The organism is Rhizobium sp. 10N427 (genome assembly GCF_056394605.1).
In genome coordinates, this window is record NZ_JBFTID010000038.1 from 1 (window position 1) to 1,484 (window position 1,484).

The following is a 1,484-nucleotide window of genomic DNA, read 5'->3' on the forward strand; positions in this document are numbered from 1 at the left end:
ACAGGAGGTGGCATGAAAGAGGCCGCGCCCAGCATTGAAAGAACGGATTTCTGAGATGCAGATGATCTTGGGACAGTCACGCCTTGCGTCGTTTGGCTTACCTTACTTGGGTTTTTGGGAACTCAATGAAGGAGAGCAAATCGTGACTGCACCCTATGATTATCACATTGGCGTGGATTACCACAAAAGCTACAGCCACCTGGTCGTGCAAGATTCTTCCGGGAAGACGCTCCGATCCGGGCGTGTGAAGAACGATCGCCAATCGCTCGGCTCGTTTCTGGAGCGGTATCGAGATAACAGCCACGCTGTTGTCGAAGCAACGCGCAACTGGATGGTGATGTACGACTGGCTCGACGACATTTGTGAGGATGTCGTCCTCGCCCATCCCTTAAAGGTGAAGGCGATCGCCGATGCCAAGATCAAAACGGACAAGATTGATGCGACGGTCCTGGCGCATCTCCTTCGCGCCGATCTCGTGCCTGAGGCGTGGGCTCCCGGCGAGTATGCGCGGGAGCTTCGCGTCGCCCTTCGCGAGCGAATGTTCTACGTGCGCCTGCGCACGATGACGAAGAACCGGATCGTGACGGTATTCGACCGTTACCCGGAGCAGACGGCACTTTTGAAGAGGCAGGGTGATTTGTTCGGCAAGGCCGGCCGCCAGCAGCTCGCCGCGATCAAAGTGTCGGAGATTGATCGCATCCAGATCGACCGTGGGCTGGAGTTCGTCGGCGATATTGACGGGCGGATCAAGCAGTCGGAAGCAACGATCCGGGCGATGACCAAAGCCAACGGCAACGTGAAACTGCTCAAGACCATCCCTGGTATTGGAGAGTTCTTCGCTCGGCTGATCGATGCCGAGATCGATGACATCTCTCGCTTTCGTAATCCGAAGAAATTGGCTGCCTATGCCGGCTTGGTCCCCTCGACCTATTCGAGTGGCGGCAAGACCTATCACGGGAAGATCATCAAGCAGGGCAACAAGTGGCTGCGCTGGGCCTTCGTCGAGGCGGTGGCACCGGCCATCGCTACCGACCCGCAGCTACGAACCCAATACGAACATCTGAAGTTCAGAGGAACCAACAAGGCGCGTGTCGCGATCGCGCGCAAACTTTTGACGATCGCCTTCCAGATTCTGCGTGACCAGCGTCCCTATGAACGGCGCGCTAATGGTGAGGAAGGTGCATTGTCGACGATATCCCGGCTGTCCTGATGTTGGTTTAGCGAGCCCGGCAGGTCTGGGCTGCGCTCTTACAGGAGAATGGGAAGCCGGGAGCCGAACGCCACTATGTGTCCGAAGCCGAAGAGAAAACGGCATCAGGGTCACGAATTGGAGAATGGTTCAGCACCGCAGGACGGCGAAAAGCCCCGTCCTGCGAACGGAGAAGATTTACCCGGCTGGCAAAATGCCGGTCAAAACGCAACCGAACCCAGGGAAAAGCCACGCCGAACAAGCGTTTTTGTCCTTGAGTTCTTTCATTGGAGAC

Annotated in this window: 2 protein-coding genes; one reads left to right on the plus strand and one right to left on the minus strand. The window is 56.8% G+C overall.

The window, feature by feature from the left end; translation table 11 throughout:
* The first annotated feature begins 142 nt into the window (after window positions 1–142).
* The gene (locus AC1DIJ_RS30870) at window positions 143–1,210 is read left to right on the plus strand and encodes an IS110 family RNA-guided transposase (protein WP_112385734.1); all 1,068 of its coding nucleotides are present in this window, start codon (window positions 143–145) and stop codon (window positions 1,208–1,210) included.
* A 73-nt stretch (window positions 1,211–1,283) separates the two neighbouring features.
* On the opposite strand, the gene AC1DIJ_RS30875 is transcribed toward AC1DIJ_RS30870, so the two are convergent.
* The coding region (locus tag AC1DIJ_RS30875) for a hypothetical protein (RefSeq protein ID WP_477831758.1) at window positions 1,284–1,484 on the minus strand (201 nt) is incomplete at its 5' end.